11 protein-coding genes are annotated in these 20,079 nt (G+C 74.2%); 6 read left to right on the forward strand and 5 right to left on the reverse strand.

Annotated features, from left to right (window positions below):
* Positions 1–464: 464 nt before the first annotated feature.
* Complete coding sequence (locus AMK18_RS19580) at positions 465–1,019, reverse strand: MarR family winged helix-turn-helix transcriptional regulator (RefSeq protein ID WP_018101704.1); 555 nt, start codon at positions 1,017–1,019, stop codon at positions 465–467.
* A 156-nt stretch (positions 1,020–1,175) separates the two neighbouring features.
* Here AMK18_RS19580 and AMK18_RS19585 point away from each other — a divergent pair, with 156 nt between their 5' ends.
* Positions 1,176–2,471, forward strand: a complete 1,296-nt coding sequence (locus tag AMK18_RS19585) for an MFS transporter (RefSeq protein WP_073863762.1) — start codon at positions 1,176–1,178, stop codon at positions 2,469–2,471.
* 9 nt (positions 2,472–2,480) lie between these two features.
* Here AMK18_RS19585 and AMK18_RS19590 read toward each other — a convergent pair whose 3' ends face one another.
* Complete coding sequence (locus tag AMK18_RS19590) at positions 2,481–4,127, reverse strand: ATP-binding SpoIIE family protein phosphatase (RefSeq protein ID WP_073863763.1); 1,647 nt, start codon at positions 4,125–4,127, stop codon at positions 2,481–2,483.
* A gap of 180 nt (positions 4,128–4,307) precedes the next feature.
* The gene (locus AMK18_RS19595) at positions 4,308–5,624 is read right to left on the reverse strand and encodes an NAD(P)/FAD-dependent oxidoreductase (RefSeq protein ID WP_241836603.1); all 1,317 of its coding nucleotides are present in this window, start codon (positions 5,622–5,624) and stop codon (positions 4,308–4,310) included.
* Positions 5,625–6,045: 421 nt separating this feature from the next.
* On the opposite strand from AMK18_RS19595, the gene AMK18_RS19600 reads away from it, so the two are divergent.
* Both AMK18_RS19600 and AMK18_RS19610 read left to right on the forward strand, forming a co-directional pair.
* Positions 6,046–6,921, forward strand: a complete 876-nt coding sequence (locus AMK18_RS19600; RefSeq protein WP_202534881.1) for a TetR/AcrR family transcriptional regulator — start codon at positions 6,046–6,048, stop codon at positions 6,919–6,921.
* 219 nt (positions 6,922–7,140) lie between these two features.
* On the forward strand, positions 7,141–9,180 hold the full coding sequence (locus tag AMK18_RS19610; protein WP_198957058.1) for a sigma-70 family RNA polymerase sigma factor: 2,040 nt from the start codon (positions 7,141–7,143) through the stop codon (positions 9,178–9,180).
* Positions 9,181–9,241: 61 nt separating this feature from the next.
* Here AMK18_RS19610 and AMK18_RS19615 read toward each other — a convergent pair whose 3' ends face one another.
* Both AMK18_RS19615 and AMK18_RS19620 read right to left on the reverse strand, forming a co-directional pair.
* Positions 9,242–12,742 carry an AfsR/SARP family transcriptional regulator gene (locus AMK18_RS19615; protein WP_073863767.1) on the reverse strand — a complete coding sequence of 1,167 codons (3,501 nt, stop codon included), beginning with the start codon at positions 12,740–12,742 and terminating at the stop codon, positions 9,242–9,244.
* A gap of 138 nt (positions 12,743–12,880) precedes the next feature.
* The gene (locus AMK18_RS19620; RefSeq protein WP_106430034.1) at positions 12,881–14,992 is read right to left on the reverse strand and encodes an asparagine synthase-related protein; all 2,112 of its coding nucleotides are present in this window, start codon (positions 14,990–14,992) and stop codon (positions 12,881–12,883) included.
* Between the two features lie 1,257 nt (positions 14,993–16,249).
* Here AMK18_RS19620 and AMK18_RS19625 point away from each other — a divergent pair.
* From AMK18_RS19625 to trmB, 3 genes are all read left to right on the forward strand, one after another.
* Positions 16,250–17,827: a hypothetical protein gene (locus AMK18_RS19625; protein WP_018101712.1), complete on the forward strand. Its 1,578-nt coding sequence runs from the start codon at positions 16,250–16,252 to the stop codon at positions 17,825–17,827.
* A 112-nt stretch (positions 17,828–17,939) separates the two neighbouring features.
* Positions 17,940–19,190: an L-2-hydroxyglutarate oxidase gene (gene lhgO, locus AMK18_RS19630; protein ID WP_073863768.1), complete on the forward strand. Its 1,251-nt coding sequence runs from the start codon at positions 17,940–17,942 to the stop codon at positions 19,188–19,190.
* Positions 19,191–19,240: 50 nt separating this feature from the next.
* On the forward strand, positions 19,241–20,077 hold the full coding sequence (gene trmB, locus AMK18_RS19635) for a tRNA (guanosine(46)-N7)-methyltransferase TrmB (protein WP_073863769.1): 837 nt from the start codon (positions 19,241–19,243) through the stop codon (positions 20,075–20,077).
* Positions 20,078–20,079: the final 2 nt, after the last annotated feature.

The following is a 20,079-nucleotide window of genomic DNA, read 5'->3' on the forward strand; positions in this document are numbered from 1 at the left end:
ACGCTTCCTTTGTACTCACCCTCTCGGGCTTTCCTCCGGGCGCTTCCCTTCGATCTTGCGTTTCCGACTCTATCAGACTCTTTCGTGTCCGATTCCCGGCCGAAGCGGGTCAAGCGATTTTCGCTTTCCAGTTCTTCGCTTTCGCGTTTCCCTTTCCGGCGAGTCCGACTCTATCAGATCCTTTCGGGCCTGATTCCCAGTCAGCGGGGCTTGTCCTCCGGGCTGTTGGGCCCTTCCGACGTCCAAAACTCTAGCGGATTTTCCCGGCGGCTCATAATCGGGCCTTCGAAATTAATTTCGGCATGCCGAAATTTCCCCGAACGGGAGATCGTGCTGAGTTTGGTGTGCCGCGTCTGCGGCGGGATCGGCTGCCGCGGAACCGTTCAGGCTCCGTGGCAACCCGAAGAACCTTACGGATCGCCGAGGGGCGTGTCAACCCCTCCCCACCTGCCCCGCAGGGCCGCTCAGTCCAGGTCGGTGAGCCGGCCGCCGGCGTCCGGCTGGGCGTGCTCCACCCTCCGCAGCAGACGGGTCAGCATCGCGCCGAGCACCCCGCGCTCCTCGCCGTCGAGGTCCTGGAGCAGGTCCGCCTCGAAGTCCGTGGCCATCCGCATCGCCTCCAGCCACTTCGTACGGCCCTCGTCCGTCAGCTCCACGATGACGCGGACACGGTTGTTCTCGTCGCGGTCACGGGTCACCAGGCCCTCACCAGCCATCCGGTCGATCCGGTGCGTCATCGCGGCCGGGGTGAGACCGAGCCGCTTGGCGAGCTCGCCGGGGCCGAGGCGGTAGGGCTCTCCGCCCAGCACGAGGGTCTTCAGGACCTCCCACTCCGCGTTGCTGATGCCGAGCGCGGCGAGCTGTCTCCCGTACGCGACGTTCATCCGGCGGTTCAGCCGGCCGAGCGCGGAGACGACCTGTTCGACCTGGGGGTCCAGGTCGCGGTACTCGCGCTGGTAGGCGGCGATCTGCTCGTCGAGGCTCGGCTCATCGAGTCCGGGCTCGGTGGTGTCGGACATGGCGCGCAGTATGGCACGCCACCCATAGCCGTCGAAGTCCTTCGAGTCGTAGTGTTCAACATCTAACTTTAGTGATAAAGTCTTCGGGTTCGAGTCGTTCGATCGGTACGACTCAGAGGCTTCGAGAGCTTGAGGTAGGTGAGTGTGACCAGGGAAATGGGCGCAGCACTGCGGCGGATCCAGCTGGGGAGCGCGCTGAGCGCGTTCGGGCTCGGGTTCACCGTTCCGTATCTGTACGTCTATGTGGCGCAGGTACGGGATCTGGGCGCCGGTACGGCCGGGATCGTGCTGGCGGTCTTCGCCATGGCGGCGCTTGCCGTCCTGCCGTTCACCGGCCGGGCGATCGACCGTCGCGGTCCGCTGCCCGTGCTGATCGCCGCCTCGGCCGTCGCTTCCCTGGGCGCCGTCGCGCTCGGTGTGTCCTCGCAGGTCACCACGGCCGTTCTGGCGGCTGCCGTGCTCGGCGCCGGCACCGCCGTCATGCAGCCCGCGCTCGCCACCATGCTCGTCCGATGCACCGGCCCCGCCACCCGTACCCGGGCGTTCGCGATGCAGTTCTTCCTGCAGAACCTGGGGCTGGGGATCGGTGGTCTGGTCGGCGGGCAGATCGTCGACACGAGCAGCCCGGCGTCGTTCACGCTGCTGTTCCTGATCGAAGCGGTGATGTTCCTGGCGCTCGGCGTCATCGCGGCGACCGTGCGGATGCCGGGTGCCCCCGTCAGCGCGCCGGAGACGGTGGCCGGGGCACCGGCCCCGCGCGGCGGGCTGCGGACGCTGCTCTCGCACCGCGCGATGGTGCAGCTGTGCGTGCTGGGCTTCGTGCTGTTCTTCGCCTGCTACGGACAGTTCGAGTCCGGGCTCGCGGCGTACGGCACCGAGGCGGCGGGCATCGAGCCCTCCACGCTCGGCATCGCGCTGGCCGCCAACACCGCCGTGATCGTCGTCGCCCAGTTCGTGGTGCTGCGTCTCGTGGAGCGCCGGCGGCGCTCCCGGGTCATCGCGGCGGTCGGCCTGATCTGGGCCTTCGCCTGGATCGTGGCCGGTTACGCGGGCCTCGGGCACGGCAGCCAGACCATGGCGACGGCCGCGATGATCTCCACGTACGCGCTCTTCGGGCTCGGCGAGTCCATGCTGTCGCCGACCGTCGCACCGCTGGTCGCGGACCTGGCGCCGGAGTCGATGGTGGGCCAGTACAACTCGGCGTTCGCGCTCTGCAAGCAGCTCGCGCTGGCCGTCGGCCCGGCCGTGGGCGGTCCGATGGGGGCCTCGCTGCACGGCCCGTACATCGTGACGTTCGTGCTGTTCTCGCTGGGCATCACCGCGCTCGCGCTGCGGCTCGGCCGACGGCTCACCCCCGTACAGGACCAGCCCTCGATCGCGCACGTGCCGTCGCGGGTGGTGGCCGTCTCCGTGCCGGAGAGCGCGCCGGAGCCCATGGCCGCCGCGCGCTGAGCGTGGCCGCTACCGCGGCAGGACGAACTCGCACCACACCGCCTTGCCGCCGCCCGGCGTGCGGCGGCTCCCCCACGACGTGGCGATCGAGGCGACGATCTCGATGCCCCGGCCCGCCTCGTCCGCCGGTTCGGCGCGGCGGCGGCGCGGCAGGTGGTCGTCGCCGTCGGTCACCTCGATGATCAGGCGGCGGTCGGTGCGGCGCAGGCCGAGGCGCATCGGCGGGGTGCCGTGCTGGAGGGAGTTCGCGACGAGCTCCCCGGCGGCGAGGACCCCGAGGTCGCACAACTCCACCGGGAATCGCCACGAGGCGAGCACGCCCGTCGCGAAGGCGCGGGCGCGGGGAGCCGCTTCGATGCCGCCGAGCAGTTCGAGCGAGGCGTTGTGGAACAGCTCGGCGGCGGCGCCCGTGCGCGCCGGGTGCTGCACGACCAGGACCGCCACGTCGTCGTCGTGCTCCGCGGTGACGTTGAGGGAGCGGATCAGCCGGTCGCAGACGACCTGCGGCGCGCCCGTCGCCCCGGACAGCGCCCGCTCCAGCGCGCCCACGCCCTCGTCGATGTCCTCGCTGCGGCGCTCCACCAGCCCGTCCGTGTAGAGGACCGCGGTGGAACCGGGCGGCAGCGGGATCGTGCCCGAGGTGTGGATCCAGCCGCCGGTGCCGAGCGGCGGGCCGATCGGGTCCTCCGCGCGGTGGACCGTACCGTCCTCGTCGCGCACCAGGATCGGCAGATGTCCGGCGGAGGAGTAGACGAGCAGCCCCTCGTTGGGGTCGTGCACGGCATAGGCGCAGGTGGCGATCTGGCTGGCGTCGATCTCGGCGGCGAGCCCGTCGAGCAGCTGAAGGACCTCGTGCGGCGGGAGGTCCAGGCGGGCGTAGGCCCGTACGGCGGTGCGGAGCTGGCCCATGACGGCGGCGGCGCGCACACCGCGTCCCATCACGTCCCCGATGACCAGCGCGGTGCGGCCCGCGCCGAGGGTGATGACGTCGTACCAGTCGCCGCCGACCGCGGCGTCCGTGCCGCCCGGCTGGTAGGTGGCGGCGATCCGCAGGTCGTCGGGCTGTTCCAGCTCCTGCGGGAGCAGTGAGCGCTGGAGGGTGACGGCGGTTTCGCGGTGGCGGCCCTCGCTGGCGCGCAGGCGTTCGGCGGCCTCGGCGTGATCGGTGACGTCGGCCGCGTACACGAGGACTCCGCTGTCGCGGCCCTTCTCCTGGTCGGGACGCACAGGAGTGCAGGTCACGGTGTACGAGCGGCCGTCGGCGGCCTTGCGGGACTTGACCGTGCGCGGGGTGCCGCTGCGCAGGACCTGGTCCATGAGGGGGAGCAGGCCGATCTCGGCCAGCTCGGGCATCACCTCGGCGGCCGGGGCGCCGCAGGGGCGGGGGCCGAAGGCGGCGGCGTACGCGTCGTTGACGTAGGCAATGTGGTGGTGGGATCCGTGCACCAGGGCGACGAGGGCGGGCAGCCGGCCCAGGATGTCGCGGGCGGAGAGGTCCTCCAGGTCGGGCGCCGAGGGCAGCGGGACACCGACGGTCCCGCCCTGCTGCGGGGCGGCGCCCGGTTCGGCGCGGGCCGCCGGTACGGAGCTGTGGTCCTCCCGGGCGGCGCGACGCTGCGTACCGGGGAGGCGGGCGCTCCAACGCGTGAAGTTCACGGAATTTCTGGCCTCGTGTGTCGGTCTGGTCCGCTCGGGCGGGTGCTTCCTCTGCCCAGGGCGTCGGGCGCGTTCGTCGCTCCTGGGGCGGTTTTCGCTGGTCACTGTCGGTTGCTGCCGGCCGGGTCACTCTGTGCAGATGTGGGCCCACCCATGGTCACACGTCCAGTGTGTCGGACCCTACTGACAGTCGTCCCCGTCCGGCCGCGGGCGGCGTCCGGCGGCGAGTTCGAACTCGGCCCGGGGGTGCTCCAGGGAGCCCAGGGAGACGATCTCGCGTTTGAAGAGGCCGGCGAGCGTCCATTCGGCCAGGACGCGTGCCTTCCGGTTGAAGGTGGGGACCCGGCTCAGGTGGTACATGCGGTGTATCAGCCAGGCCGGATAGCCCTTCAGCCGGCGCCCGTAGATGTGCGCGACGCCCTTGTGGAGTCCGAGCGAGGCGACGGAGCCCGCGTAGCTGTGGCGGTATTCGGTGAGCGGTCCCTCGTCGAGCGCGGCGACCAGGTTGTCCGCGAGGACCTTCGCCTGGCGGACGGCGTGCTGGGCGTTGGGGGCGGTCGTGCGGCCGGTTTCGGCGGCGGTGAGATCGGGAACGGCGGCGGCGTCGCCCGCCGACCAGGCGTGTTCGGTGCCCTCGACGGTGAGCTTCGCGGTGCACACGAGCCTGCCGCGTTCGTCCAGGGGGAGGCCGGTGTCGGCGAGGAGCGGGGCGGGTTTGACCCCGGCCGTCCACACGAGGGTGCGGGTGGGGAAGCGGGAGCCGTCGCTGAGGACGGCGACGCGGTCCTCGCAGGAGTCCAGCCGGGTGTCGAGGCGTACGTCGATGTTGCGCCCCCGCAGTTCCCGTACGGCGTACCGGCCGAGGGATTCGCCGACCTCGGGCAGGATGCGGCCGGTGGCCTCCACGAGGATCCACTTCAGGTCCTCGGCCTTGATGTTGTGGTAGTACCGCGAGGTGTAGCGGGCCATGTCCTCCAGTTCCGCGAGCGCCTCCACACCCGCGTAGCCGCCGCCGACGAAGACGAAGGTCAGGGCGGCGTCACGGACGGCGGGGTCGCGGGTGGCGGACGCGATGTCCATCTGTTCGATGACGTGGTTGCGCAGCCCGATGGCTTCCTCGATCGTCTTGAAACCCACGCCGTGGTCGGCGAGGCCGGGGACGGGGAGGGTGCGCGAGACGGACCCGGGGGCGAGGACGAGTTCGTCGTACGCGATCTCCAGGGCACCGGTGCCGTCCTCACCGCTGGCGAGGGTGGTGACGGTCGCGGTGCGCTTGGTGTGGTCGATGGCCCGGGCCTCGCCGATGACGATGGTGCAGTGCGGCAGGACCCGGCGCAGCGGTACGACGACATGGCGCGGCGAGATCGAGCCGGCGGCGGCCTCGGGGAGGAACGGCTGGTACGTCATATAGGGCTCGGGCGCGACCACCACGATCTCGGTCTCGCCGCTTCTCAGTCTCTGCTTCAGCTTCCGCTGGAGACGCAGCGCTGTGTACATCCCGACGTAGCCTCCGCCGACGACGAGAATGCGCGCACCGGGCGGGGGGCCGGGGGTTGTGCCCCCGGAAGCTGAAGCCATCACCACCCCATGACGCAACGTGCACCGGAATTTGTCCACAGGCCCGGCAAATTGTGTGACCGGAGGTCGTGGACGGGCCGGTGGTGCCGGACGGACTCTTGGTACGCAAGCCCCGCAGGTCAGGCATTGCGGCGGGGGGCCGGGGCGGGGATCAAGTGGTGACCAACCGGTCCTTGCGCCGATCCGGGGGCGCTCCGGGCGGAACTGCCCCCTTCTGAATTGACCCGGGCTCAACTATGTTCGTATGTCGTCGGGGTGTCGGACGGTGACGATCGGTCCACCCTCGACGGACACGGCGGGAGTCTCCGGGGGGAGACGCGTCATAACCGGGGGAACAGTTATGGACATTCAGGAATCGCATTGGCCGACCACTGCTGTCGCGCCTGAAAGCAGCGGACACATCGGGGCAGTTGGCACCCTCAACGGAACGGGCGGCACCACGACGACCGCGCCTCCGGCTGCGGTGAACGCGCTGGGCAACGGCCTCGGTGCCCAGCCCGCCGGTGTGTCGGCGCACGCACGGTCCGCCCCGCTGCGGGTGGACGCGCAGCGCAATCTCGAGCACGTACTGCGTGCTGCGCGCGAGGTGTTCGGGGAGCTCGGGTACGGGGCCCCGATGGAAGACGTAGCCCGTCGGGCCAGGGTCGGCGTCGGTACGGTCTACCGGCGCTTTCCCAGCAAGGACGTGCTGGTGCGCCGGATAGCCGAGGAGGAGACCGCCCGGCTGACCGACCAGGCGCGTTCCGCGCTCGGGCAGGAGGACGAGCCGTGGTCGGCGCTCTCGCGCTTCCTGCGGACCTCCGTGGCCTCGGGGGCGGGGCGGCTCCTGCCCCCGCAGATACTGCGGGTCGGTGTGGAGGCCGAGGACTCGACCGTGGTCGGTGAGGCCGGCGAGGGCGGGGACGAGCCCCGGGTGCCGCAGCAGCGGCAGGAGGCGGGCACGGCCGCGCCCCGGGCGGTGGCCCGGCAGCGGACCGGTCCGGAGGGCGGCGACGAGGACCTGGGCGCCGGTGCGGCCGAGCTGCTGGAGGTCGTGGGGCGGCTGGTCGACCGGGCGCGGACGTCGGGCGAGCTGCGCCACGATGTGACGGTGTCGGACGTTCTGCTGGTCATCGCGACGGCCGCGCCTTCGCTGCCGGACGCGGCCCAGCAGGCAGCGGCCTCTTCCCGGCTGCTGGACATCCTGCTGGAGGGGCTGCGCTCGCGTCCCGAGTGACAGGCGCCGGGCGGGGCGGGGTCGCGATGCCCTGCCTCCCGCCCGCTGCCGCGTCAACCCAACCGCTCGCTCCTTCCCCGAAGGAGTGCCGGCTATGGCTCACGTTCGGGGAGGACACCCCGGATGAGTGGTTGGTGGGACTGAGGGCACGCCGCATCGGCGCTCTGTGGCACGCTTGCCCGGTATTCGGGTCCGATGGCGCATACGGGGGCGTCCGCGATGAGCGGTGACGGGCAGAGGGAAGAGTCGTACGACGGTGTGTCCATCGCCGGCGGCGGTACGGAGCCGGCCGGCTCACCCGGGCACCAGGTGCCGAGCCAGGCCGTCCCCGGTCAGCACGATGCCGACGTGGCGGCGGACGACCCAGGCGGAACGGTCCTGCCGGGCCCCTGGCCGCCCGCACCGGCCGACCGCGGCGGGGCGGAGAGCGCTTCCGAGAGCCCCGGCGCGGGTCCGGCCGAGACCGTTCCCGCCGTGCCCATGCAGCGGGCGGGGCGGGGTTCCGGCGGGGCGGACGGCGCGGCGGCGGGGCCGTCGGACGCGCAGCTGATCCAGCGCATGCGGGAGGGCGACAACCTCGCCTACGACGAGCTGTTCCGGCGCCACTCCCAGGCCGTGCGCCGCTACGCCCGCACCTGCTGCCGGGACGCGCACACCGCCGACGACCTGACCGCCGAGGTCTTCGCCCGGACGCTCCAGGCGGTACGGGGCGGCAAAGGGCCCGAGGAGGCGGTGCGCGCCTACCTGATGACGGCTGTCCGGCATGTGGCCGCCGCCTGGACGAAGACCGCGAAGCGCGAGCAACTGGTGGACGACTTCGCCGCGTTCGCCGCCCAGGCCGCCCGGTCGTCCGAGGTGTCCGACGACGACACCCTCGACCTCGGCGCGGACGTGCTCGCGATGCACGAGGCCGAGCAGTCGATGGCCATGCAGGCGTTCCGCAGCCTCCCGGAGCGCTGGCAGGCGGTGCTGTGGCACACCACCGTCGAGGAGGAGTCGCCCAGCGACATCGCGCCCCTGTTCGGGCTGACCGCCAACGCCACGTCGGTGCTGGCCAGCCGGGCGCGTGAAGGGCTCAAGCAGGCGTATCTGCAGGCCCATGTGAGCCAGGCGCTCACCTCCGGCGGCGACTGCGCGCGGTACGCGGACCGGCTCGGCGCGTACGCCCGGGGCGGGCTCCGGATGCGGGCGGAGCGCGGGCTGCGGGGGCATCTGGACGAGTGCGCGAAGTGCCGCGTGGCGGCGGGCGAGCTGGCCCACGTCAACGCCGGTATCCCCGCGCTGCTCCCGGTCGCGGTCATCGGCTGGTTCGCCGCCGGGTACACCCTCAAGGCCGCCGGAATCGTGGCGGGAGGCGCGGTCGGCGCCGCCGGGGCGAGTGCCGCCGCGGCGGCTACCGGAAGCGGCTCGTCCGCAGGCACGGCGGGGGGTGCGGCGGCCTCCGAGGGGCTCGGCGCACCCGCGAAGGCCGGCATCGCCGCGGCGGTGGCCGTCGCAGCGGCGGCCGGGCTCGTCTGGGCCCTGGTGGGCGACGACAGCCCCCGGCCCGAGGCGAAGCCGGTCCCCAAGCCCCCGGCCGTGGCGCCCGCGGTGCCCTCGCCGGCACCGCCGAGGCCGACACCGCCGGAGCCCACGCCCCCGAAGCCCGCGCCGCCGGCCCCCACACCGCCGGAGCCCACGCCCACCCCGACGCCCAAACCGGCGCCCACGCGGACACCGAAGCCGACGCCGCCGCCGAGTCCCACGCCGCCGCCGACGTCCCCACCGCCGAAGCCGACCCCCAGCCCGCCCGCGCCGACTCCGCCGCCTCCCGCTCCGGCGCCGGATGTCTACCAGGTCAACGAGCTGGAGTACTCCCTCTTCGGCGACCACACCGCACCCGAGGTGGTGCTCGGGGAGAGCGGCTGGGTCTGGCAGCGCTCCGGCGTATCGGTCGGCGGCACGCAGTACGCGCACGGGGTGACTGTCAACGGCCGCTCCTCCGTGGTCATCCAGCTGAACCGCCAGTGCACCCGTTACGAGGCCATGGCCGGGGTGGACGACCTCACCCTGGGGCTCGGCGCGGTGCGGTTCTCGGTGTTCGGCGGGGACGGGACACGGCTCTGGCAGTCCGCCGTGGTCCGGGGCAACGACCCCGCCGTGCCGGTCGGGGTGAACGTGGCGGGCCAGGAGCGGATCCGGCTGGTGGTCGAGCCGGAGCAGCCGTTCGGCGGGGCCGCCCTCGCGGACTGGGCCGAGTCGCGCATCAGCTGCCGCTGAGGATCGCGGCCCGCCCGCCCCTCGGCGCGGGCGGGCCGCGCTCGACACGGCAGGTCCGGTGTCACGGCAGGTCCGCGACGACCTCCTGCAGCAGGGCGATGACGTCGTCCAGGGACAGCCCGTGGCCTGCGGCGCGCTCCTCCTCGTAGCGCGCGGAGCCCAGCGCCTCGCGGCTCAGTCGCTCGGCCGCACCGGTCTCGGCCAACTCCCCCTCGGTCCGCGGGCTCGACGTCCGCCGCCAGTCATCGGCGGCGGCGGACACCCGGGCGGCCACCGCGTGGTGGCCGAGCCTCGCCAGGACCGACACCGCGCCGTCCGCCAGATGCCCCGTGACGATCTCGGCGCACTGGGCCTCCTTGGCCGCGACGAGGGAGCCGGTCAGCCCGCGCGCCCCGGCGACGAGGCCGCCGTCGGGCCCCGGCTCGTGCACCGCGATCCGGGCCGACAGGCCGGCCATCGCCACAGTGAAGTGCGAGGGCGGGCCGCCGCGCCCGGCCTCCTCCAGGGCGACCGTGAGCAGCCGCCGGGCGTCCGCGATGTCGCCCCGGTAGAACGCCATCGTGGCGCGCAGGTAGTGGACGTACGCGGTGGCGTCATGGGCCTGGTGGCGTTCGGCCTCGGCCTCCGAGCTGTCCAGCCGCTGACGGGCGTCCGCCAGGTCGCCGGTGCGGTAGGAGAGTTCGGCGAGCCGGGCCAGGAGGAACGGGGCCTCGGCGTGGGCGCCGACCTCGCGGGCGAGCAGTAGCGCCTCCTCGTACGCGGCGCGGGCCTCGGCGTAGCGTCCGCGCATCATGCCCGCCTCGGCCGCCGCGCTCGCCACCTGGGCGCGCATCCAGCGGTCGCCGACGCGGCGGCTCAGGGTGCGCAGCTCGTCCAGGTCGTCATCGATCCCGGGCATGCCGCCCGGCATGTCGACCACCATGTGCGCGCGGAACATCAGGATGACGCCGTACTCCCACGGGCCGCCGTGCTCGCGGGCGTTGTCGACCGCCGCGTCGATCTTCTCCCGGGCGTCCTCCGGCGTCCCGGTGAGATACGCGGTCATCGGCCAGAGCAGTCCCGGGAACCGGACGCTGTGGGTGAGCGAGCTGGCGAAGGCGTCGGCCACCCGCATCACGAGCGCGTGGAGCGCGGTGTCGTCGTGCGCCATCGCGGAGTGCCCGCTCTCCGCCGCGAAGAAGAACCACAGCATGTGCAGGTCCATCCGGGGCCAGTACCGAGGGTCCGACTCGTCGGTGGGTTCGGGGCCGAGCTCACGGGCCTTCCGGGTCCAGGACAGCCCCTCGGAGCGGTAGTTGCGCAGCCACCAGAACCAGCCCATGGCGAGCACCAGGCGGGCCGCTTCCGCCTCGGAGGAGGAGGCGGGCGAGGTGGTGCGGTGGAGCACGGCCCGGATGTTGTCGAGGTCGGTCTCCAGACGCTGGATCCAGGGCAGTTGGTCGTCGGAACGCAGGAGCGGATCGGCCTCCTCGACCAGTGCGAGGAAGTAGGCGGTGTGCGCGTTCTCGGCGGCGGCGCGCACCTCCGGGACCTCGGCGCACCGCTCGCTGGCGTACTCGTGGATCGTCTCCAGGAGCCGGTAGCGCATCGCGCCGTCCGCGCCCGGGGCAGCCACCACGAGGGACTTGTCGACCAGCGCGCCGAGCAGGTCGGCGGTGTCCCCGGCGGGCCCGCCGGGGACGGCCGGTGTCCTGATGACCGCTTCGGCGGCAGCCAGATCCCAGCCGCCCGCGAAGACGGAGACCTGGCGCAGGGCGGTGCGCTCGTCCTCGTCCAGGAGGTCCCAGGACCAGTCGACAACCGCGCGCAGCGTCTGCTGGCGGGGCAGGACGGTCCGGCTGCCGCCCGTCAGCAGACGGAACCTGTCGTCGAGCCGGTCCGCGATCTGACGCGGTCCGAGCAGGCGCAGCCGGGCGGCGGCCAGCTCGATGGCGAGCGGCAGCCCGTCCAGCCGGCGGCAGATCTCCGCGACGGCGTCCGCGTCGTGCGCGGCCCCCTGACCGGGGTCGAAGCCGGGGCGCACGGCCCTGGCCCGCTCCGTGAACAGGCGATGCGCGGGGTCGGCGGGCAGGGGGCCGACCGGTCGCACGGACTCACCGGGCACCGCGAGCGGTTCGCGGCTGGTGGCGAGGATGCGCAGCTGTGGGCAGCGGGTCAGCAAGTTCTCGGCCAGCGCGGCGGCGGCGCCGATGACGTGCTCGCAGTTGTCGAGGACGAGGAGAACGGGTGAGGGGCGGGCGCCGTGGCCCAGGCGGTCGACCAGCAGGTCGACCGGGTCCGTGCGCGGGGGCGCGGCATCGAGGGCGGTATCCCGCAGCAGGGCGGTCTCCCGCAGCCCGAGCGCGGAGAGCACGGCGCCCGGGACGGCCTCGGGGTCTTCGACGGGGGCGAGTTCGGCGATCCAGACATCCGGCGGAGCCTCGCCCGGGGCAGGGGCCAGATGGGCGGCGGACTCCTCGGCGAGGCGGGTCTTCCCGGAGCCGCCGGGGCCGGTGAGGGTGACCAGCCTCGACCGGGTCAGGTCCTCGCGGATGGCGCGCAGTTCGGGCTCGCGCCCCACGAAGGAGGTCAGCCGGGGGCGCAGATTGCTCCGACCGGGTTTCACGTGAAACAACCCGGTTTCGGCGGGCGCGGGCGCCGGGGCGAGGAGTTCGCGGTGCAGAGCCGTCAGTTCGGGCCCGGGATCGGTGCCGAGCCCGTCGGCGAGGGCGCGGCGCGCGTCCTCGTACGCGGCGAGCGCGTCGGCCTGCCGGCCGTCGGTGCGCAGGGCCCGTATCAGCTGGGCCCGGAAGCGCTCGTCGTACGGGTGGGCGGCAGTCAGCTCGGTCAGCTCGGCGACCAGGGCGGCGGCGGCCGGGGCGGCGGCCTCGCCGGGCTCTGCGGTGAAGGGCTCTGCGGTGAAGGGCTCGGCGAGGGTCGGCGTCCCGGAAGCGGACTGCCTGGCGGCCCCGGCGCCGCCCGAGCCCGCACCACCGGCCGGGCCCGCACCCCCGGCCGAGCCCGCACCCCCGTCCGAGGCCGCACCCCCGCCCGAGCCCGCACTCCCCGCGCCATCCGTCGCGCGGCGCAGGTCCGCCTCGATGCGGCGTTCCAGGGCGGCGAGGCGGTGGGCCTCCGGGCGCAGCGCATGGCCCTGGTCCCCGTCGGGCAGGTCGGCCAGGGCCGGGCCGCGCCAGAGGGCGAGGGCGGTCCGCAGGGTCCGGGCGGCCCGGTCCGGCGCGCCCGCCTCCAGTTCGGCCCCACCCTGCCGGGCCAGCCGCTCGAACACATAGAGGTCGACGTCGTCCGGGCCGGCCGTCAGGCGGTAACCGCCCGGCGTACTGGCCAGCGCCTCCCGGCCCAGCACCCGGCGGAGCCGCCCGACGAGGGCCTGGAGGGCGGCGGGCGCGTCGGCGGGGGGATCGTCCGCCCAGACGTCGTCCACGAGGTCGGCCACGGGCACGGGGCGTCCCGGTCGCAGGGCGAGGGCGGCGAGAAGGGCACGCAGCCTGCTGCCGCCGAGGGGCAGCGCGCCACCGTTCTCGTCTCGCGCCTCGGTGGCGCCCAGGATCAGATACCGCACTGGACCATTGTGTCCCGGCGGAAGTGCCGGTGAGCAGCGGTCGGACGGACCGGGACGCCTGGGGACGAACCCACCCGGCGGGCGCCCGCCCTCAGGACCCGTGGAGACGAGCCCACCCCGGCGCGCCCCCGCCCCCTGTCACCCCTGGAGCGAGCGCCGGGCCGGGACCACACCCCCCGCCACCGCGCGCTGCCGGGGCGCCGCCGTGCCGGTCCAGCAGGTGCCACGCCGGGAGACGAGGCGGCGCAGCCACAGCTCCGTGGAGGCGAGCTCGGCGAGGCCGTCCAGGGGCAGCGGCTCCCCCTCGGAGGCCGCGCGCAGGGCCTTGCGTACGACCCGGGCCTCCACCAGACCGGCATCGGCGAGCAGCGGGGCGTCGAAGAGCGCGATGAGCTCGGGCAGGGCGGCGCGCAGCCCGGTCCGGGTCACCGCCGTCGAGGTGTGCTGCGAGGGGGCGCCCCAGCCGGGCGGCAGTTCGTGGATGCCCGCTCCGGCCAGGACACGGCGCAGGATCGCCGCGCGGGCGCCCGGCTGGACCCGCAGCGACTCGGGGAGCGCGCGGGCCGCGCGTACGACCTGGTTGTCCAGGAAGGGGGCGTGCAGCCGCTGGCTGCGGATCTCGGCGGCCTGCTCCAGGATGCGGTGGTCGGCGGCGCTGCGGGCGAGGGCGGCCCTCGCGCGGGCCTCGCCGGGGCGCTGGACCGAAGAGGGACGGATCGCCGCCTCCTGAAGACGAACCGATACTTCTGCCAGCGCCTCCCCGGTGAGCCACCGGGCGGCCGGACCCGGTCTCGACCAGGCGAGTGCGGCGAGCGACGCATCGGCCGGGGTGTCGAGGCCGGGTGCGAGGCGGTTGGCTTCGGGCAGCCGCCCTGCCGCCGTCTCGAGGCCGGTGCGATAGGACGTACGGGCCAGCTTGCGGGCCGCCCGGTAGACGGTCAGCGGCACGAACAGCGAGTGCGCGGAGGGGCCTTCGGCCTTGGCGAGGGCCGCGACCGGACGTAGCAGGTGGCGGCGGCGCCGGTCCATCAGCAGGTCGGCGAGGCGGGCCGGGTGGGCGTCGAGCACCTGCCGGGCACCGGCGCCCACGAAGTGGTCGGCGCTGCCCGCGGAGAGCCGGCGCCGGTGCCGTTCGGCGACGACGAGGGAGGGAGCCGGCTCGTCGGTGAGCGGCCCGGCCCCCAGCTCGGCGTAGGGCAGCGCCTCTTCGCCCGCCGCGACGACGACGTGGTGCAGCCGGGGGTTGGCCGCGATGGCGCGGGCCCGTTCGAGCTCGGGTTCGTGGGCGCGGGTCGTCAGATCGTTGAAGGTGACCGCGAGCAGCCGCTCCCCCGCCCCGGTGCCGTGGCCCAGGATCGTGCCGGGCAGCCCGGGCAGACCGGCAGCGAGCAGGGCGAGCGTCGCCGATGCGCTGCCCCCGGAGAGGTCGGCGCCGATGCCGGGCACGGGCGCGCCCCGGGCGGCGCGGCGTTCGGCCGGGCCCATGCCGGGGACCGGGCCGGGGTCGGGCGGCAGGGTCTCCGGGGCGTGGCGCGGGGCCAGGAGCCGGGCGCGTACCGCTTCGACCAGGGCGTCGCGCACGCCGTCGACGGCGCTCACCGGGTCGAGCTCGGGCGCCGCGACGGCGAGGGAGGCCACCGCCTCGTAACCGGTGATCTCGCGCGAGCCCTCGCGGAGGATCAGGGCGTGGCCGGGCGGGATGCGCTTCACGCCCGCGTAGGGGGTGCCGTCGCGCAGCGCCTCCGGGGTCTCGGGGCAGGCCAGCAGGGCGGCCAGGTGGCCGATGTCGAGCTGGGCCTCGATGAGATCGGCGAGCGGCAGCGCGGCGGTGGCGTACGCCGTGCCCCCGGCCCACGGCGTGTAGAAGACCGGGCGGGCCCCGGCGAGATCGCCGACGACGGTGATCCGGCGGCCGATCTGGACGACGACCGTGTAGCTGCCGGTCCACGCGGTGAGGTGGCGCAGGGCGCCGCCCCGGGCGGCCAGCAGACCGACGCGCAGCTGTTCGTCGGTGGCCCCGCAGCAGCCGAGGACGGCGAGCCGGACCATGGGCGCGCCTTCGGCCGTGTCCACCCGGACGGTGCGGATCTCATCGGGCCGCCAGTCGCCGACCGCCCAGAGCGGATCGGGGTCGCCCCACAGGAGTTGGGAGCCCACGGGGTGCATCGTGCGCCCGTCGTCGCTGCCGCCGACCGCCCCGGCCGTGCCGAAGCTCGCGGCGATACTGCTCCAACCCACCAACCAACGCATCGCCGCCTCCACAGGCTGTGGACAAAAAACGGCGCGGCAGGCAAGCACCCGGAGAACTCCGGTGACGATCGGCGCCGTTGCGGACATGCTGCCACGACAACGGCGCGCAGGAGTGGCTACGGACGGCGCACGTCGTGAGCGCATGCGCCCCTGGCAAAGGCCGCTGGGCGGACGCCGGGACGCGCGATCCGTGCGGGGCTCGCGCGCGTCGCCCGGGAGAGCAACGGAATTGCGGATTCCGGGCGTTGCGTTCCCCGGTACGGTCCCGCGTGAACGGCCCGCTTCCGGCCAACGCCCGCACCCGGATCCCGCGACGGCGGAAGGGCACGCGCCTCCCCCGGCCCGACCTCATCCGACCGTCGACATCCGGCCAATCTCAGGGCGGAACGGAACCGTTGGCCACCTGATCGATTGGCCGATTCGCTCCGATATCACCACACTTGGCCGCCGTCGCCCCGGTCAACGCATCCGCTCGGCCGTCCACCCGCCGCACCGAAGGTCCACACCCCCGGACCCCCGGGAACACACGGTCCGGGAGGCGGGCCTCGCCCCCCGGACCGGTCCACCGCCTGCGGGGAATGAGGCGGCGATATCCCCCAGCCCCCTGCGTCGGACGCAGCGGGCCGATCCACGCAGCACCCATGCAAGCGCCGCCTCCCGGACCGGGCCAGAGCGCACGTGCGGGCGCACGGCCACACACCGGGGTGCACGCACGGAGCCCTCGGAGGACCCTGGCCGGCCCCGCCGGGGGCGAGCGGGGCGACAGCGGGCACGAACGCCCCGCGCGCCGGTCCGCGCTGGTCGGCGGGGAGAGGGAGCGGCGCGACGAACCCCGTACTCCGCCGCCGCGAAGCGGAATCGCACACCCTCACGGGCCGGCCCGCACCCCGCTCCGGCGATCTCCACTCCCCCTCCCCCGTACCGCCGCCATTCCCCCGCTCTTCCTTTTCCCTTCCTCCGCCGCGTGTTCGCCTCCACCGCCCCGTACGCCCCTCGCGTCACCTCCCGCCCCACAGCACCCCGCACGTGGCCGGGACGGACAACAATCCCGCCATACGGACGTCCGGCCCTTAACGGTAGGGATGCGACGAACTACGCTGGGTGCACTGATGTTCTCTGCAGGGCGGCATATTCCCCGGGGCACGGCCAAATGCGTGTGCGGGCGGAGTGACAGGGTTCGTCCCTGGGGAGAACACGGTACGAATGCCGCGCGCCGAGACGGTGACGCGGCTGCCGTCTGTGTGTCGAGGGGTGGCCATGTCCAGGGAGCAACGAGGACCGAACGAGAAGCTCGGCACCGTTCTCGCCCTCGCGGGAATCAGTAACGCCGGGCTCGCCCGACGGGTCAACGACCTCGGGGCGCAGCGCGGACTGACCCTCCGCTACGACAAGACGTCGGTCGCCCGGTGGGTCTCCAAGGGCATGGTGCCCCAGGGCGCCGCGCCCCATCTCATCGCCGCGGCGATCGGCGCCAAGCTCGGCCGGCCCGTCCCGCTGCACGAGATCGGTCTCGCCGACGCCGATCCGGCGCCGGAGGTCGGCCTGGCGTTCCCGCGTGACGTGGACGCGGCCGTCCGGTCCGCGACGGAGCTGTACCGGCTGGATCTGGCCGGGCGGCGCGCGGGCAGCGGCGGGATCTGGCAGTCGCTCGCGGGCTCGTTCTCGGTGAGCGCGTACGCCACACCCGCGTCCCGCTGGCTGATATCCCCCGCCGACCCGTCGGTCGCGCGGGCACCGGCCACGGCCGGGGGGCAGCCGACCGGCGCGCACGGCGCACCGGGGGCGCACGGCCCCGCCGGGGCGCCCGCCCAGCCGGACACAGCCGCATCGCCCGCCCAGGCGACCGGCACGGCCACCGGCCACAGCCTCCTGATCCCGGCCCAGCCCGGCCCCGAATCCGGAGGCGACGCCTCCTCGTTGCGCGTCGGCCACAGCGACGTATCCAAACTCCGCGAGGCCGCCCAGGACGCGCGCCGCTGGGACTCCAAGTACGGCGGCGGCGACTGGCGCTCCTCGATGGTCCCCGAGTGCTTACGCGTGGACGCGGCCCCGCTCCTCCTCGGCTCGTACAGCGACGAGGTCGGCCGGGCGCTGTTCGGCGCGGCGGCCGAGCTGACCCGGCTCGCCGGCTGGATGGCCTTCGACACCGGCCAGCAGGAGGCGGCCCAGCGGTACTACATCCAGGCGCTGCGCCTCGCCCGGGCGGCGGCCGACGTGCCGCTCGGCGGCTATGTCCTGGCGTCGATGTCGCTCCAGGCGACCTACCGCGGCTTCGCCGACGAGGGCGTCGACCTCGCGCAGGCCGCCGTCGAGCGCAACCGGGGGCTCGCGACCGCCCGCACGATGAGCTTCTTCCGCCTGGTCGAGGCCCGCGCGCACGCGAAGGCGAACGACGCGCCGGCCGCGGGGGCCGCGCTCAAGGCGTCCGAGAGCTGGCTCGAACGCTCCCGGGAGGGCGACGCCGACCCGGCGTGGCTCGGCTTCTACTCGTACGACCGGTTCGCGGCCGACGCCGCCGAGTGCCATCTCGACCTGAAGGCGCCCCGCCAGGTCCGGCGCTTCACCGAGCAGGCGCTGTCCCGGCCCACCGAGGAGTTCGTCCGCTCGCACGGGCTGCGGCTCGTCGTGTCGGCGGTCGCCGAGCTGGAGTCGGGGAATCTGGACGCCGCCTGCGCGGCGGGCACCCGGGCCGTGGAGGTGGCGGGCCGCATCTCGTCGGCGCGGACCACCGAGTACGTACGCGACCTGCTGCACCGACTGGAGCCGTACGGGGACGAGCCGCGCGTCGTGGAGCTGCGCGAGCGCGCCCGGCCCCTTCTGGTCGCCCCTGCGTAAAAATCCCGACGTCGGCATGGAAGTCCCACTTCCGGGGAACCGCCACGCTGACCGCACGGGTTTGAGTGCGTTGTCAGTGGGTCAGTGCACTATCGGGGTGGGAGGTGGCGTGATGATGACGCACGCGGCGTACGACTGCGATGTGCTGGTGATCGGCGGCGGGATCGTCGGCCTGTCGGCCGCGTACGCGCTCACGCGCACCGCGCCCGGCACCCGGGTGACCGTGCTGGAGAAGGAGAAGGGCCCGGCGCGCCACCAGACGGGCCGCAACAGCGGGGTGATCCACAGCGGGATCTACTACCCGCCGGGCTCGCTCAAGGCGCGGTACGCGCTGCGCGGCAGCGCCGAGATGACCGACTTCTGCCGGGAGCACTCCATCACCCACGCGGTGACCGGCAAGCTGATCGTCGCGACGGACCGCGCCGAGCTGCCCCGGCTGCACGCCCTGGTCCAGCGCGGCCGCGAGCACGGGCTGCCGGTGCGCGAGCTGGGGCCCGCGCAGATCGCCGAGTACGAGCCGAAGGTGCGGGGCCTCGCCGCGATCCGGGTCGGCACGACGGGCGTGTGCGACTTCCGGGCGGTCGCCGGGCGCCTCGCCGACGAGGTACGCCGCGCGGGCGGCGTGATCCGCTTCGGCGCCGAGGTCACGGCGATCGACCGCCGCCCCTGGGGCGTGGCCGTGCGCACGGCCGACGGACTGGTGGTCCGGGCCAGGGTGCTCGTCAACTGCGCGGGGCTGCACTGCGACCGGATCGCCCGGCTGGCCGGGGACGACCCGGGGATGCGGATCGTGCCGTTCCGGGGGGAGTACTACGAGCTGGCGCGGCCCGAGCTGGTGCGCGGGCTCGTCTATCCGGTGCCCGACCCGGCGTTCCCGTTTCTCGGCGTCCACCTGACCCGGGGCTTCGACGGCTCCGTCCACGTCGGCCCGAACGCGGTGCCCGCCGCCGCCCGCGAGGGCTACGGCTGGCCCGTCGTCCGGCCCCGCGAGCTGATGGACACGCTCAGCTGGCCGGGCTCGTGGCGCATCGCCCGCAGACACTGGCGGTACGGGGCGGGCGAGGTGCACCGCTCCCTCTCGAAGCGCGCGTTCACGGAGGCGGTCCGCCGCCTCCTGCCCGAGGTCAGGGAGGAGGACCTGCGCCCCTCGCCGGCCGGGGTCCGCGCCCAGGCCGTGCTCCGGGACGGCACGCTGGTGGACGACTTCCTGATCCGCGAGGCCCCGCACACGGTGCACGTGCTGAACGCCCCGTCGCCCGCCGCCACCGCCTCGCTGCCCATCGGCCGCGAGGTGGCCCGCCGCGCCCTGCTCCGGGCCCGGGCGGCGGGCTGGAAGCCGCCGGAGCGGGCGACGACGGGGTGATTCCCGCGCCCTCCGTGGCAGGAAGCCCGTCCCCGTAGAATCAGGGCATTGTGTCTGAGCCCAAGAACCCCTCCCCGACGCCCGACGACGGCGCCGTGCCCACCACCGCCGGGATCCCCGACGACGTGCGGGCCGCGTCCCTGGAGCGCGCGCGCCGGATGCGCCAGCAGCCCCGCTTCCCCGGCGGCCCCGCCGCCGACCCGGCCGGCTCGCACCACGAGCGCCGCATCCGCAGCTTCCAGCCGCGCCGCAGCCGGGTCACACCCGGCCAGCAGAACGCCCTGGAACGGCTCTGGCCCAAGTGGGGCCTGGACATCGACGGGCTGAGCGTCCTCGACCTGCCCGCCCTGTTCGACGGCCTCCCGGTGGTCCTGGAGATCGGCTTCGGCATGGGTGAGGCCACCGCGCAGATGGCGGCCGACGACCCGGGCACCGGCATCCTCGCCGTCGACGTGCACACGCCCGGCCAGGGCAACCTGCTCGGCCTCGCCGACCGGAACGGCTCGACCAACGTCCGGGTCGCCAACGGTGACGCGATCATCCTGCTGCGCGAGATGCTGGAGCCGGATTCGCTGGACGGGCTGCGGGTCTACTTCCCCGACCCGTGGCCCAAGTCCCGCCACCACAAGCGCCGGCTGATCCAGCCGGAGTTCCTGGACCTGGTGGCGGGCCCGCTGAAGTCCGGGGCGATCGTGCACTGCGCGACCGACTGGGAGCCGTACGCCGAGCAGATGCTCGACGTGCTGACCGCGCACCCCCTCTTCGAGAACACGGTGGCCGACGGCGGTTACGCCCCGCGCCCCGCGTTCCGCCCGCGGACCCGGTTCGAGGGCCAGGGCCTGGGGAAGGGCCACGTCGTGCACGACCTGCTCTTCGCACGCGTCTGAGC

It is taken from the genome of Streptomyces sp. CB01249, from assembly GCF_001905735.1.
Lineage (GTDB): Bacteria > Actinomycetota > Actinomycetes > Streptomycetales > Streptomycetaceae > Streptomyces.